We start from the raw sequence: 255 nt of genomic DNA, 5'->3' as shown, positions 1-255 counted from the left end.
GTAGGCGTCGCCTTCGGCCTGCATCATGTGGTGGAACAGTATCCCTTCCTGCAAGGGCGCCAATGGATAGATGTCCTGGATGTTGGCGGCGCCGCCCGGCACCGCCGCGACGATGCCGTCGATCTCCGGCTGGCTCAGTTGCGCCAGCGGCAGCATGTCCGGCGTGATCGCATCGCAGCCGTCGGCGATGCCGTTGGCCGGCACCACCACGTCGCCCGCCCCGGTACCGGCGGCCAGCGCCGCGATGGTCGGCGT

At 69.8% G+C, this 255-nt stretch carries 1 protein-coding gene; it reads right to left on the bottom strand.

Annotation, left to right across the window (positions count from 1 at the left end; translation table 11 throughout):
* A partial coding sequence (locus tag KVP70_RS33845; protein ID WP_217946797.1) for a hypothetical protein occupies positions 1-255 on the bottom strand: 255 nt, incomplete at both ends.

It is taken from the genome of Duganella violaceipulchra (assembly GCF_019166075.1).
In the GTDB taxonomy this organism is placed as follows: domain Bacteria; phylum Pseudomonadota; class Gammaproteobacteria; order Burkholderiales; family Burkholderiaceae_D; genus Rugamonas; species Rugamonas violaceipulchra.
The sequence above is the reverse complement of the archived record's forward strand: the minus strand, read 5'-3'. Positions and strand labels throughout refer to the sequence as shown.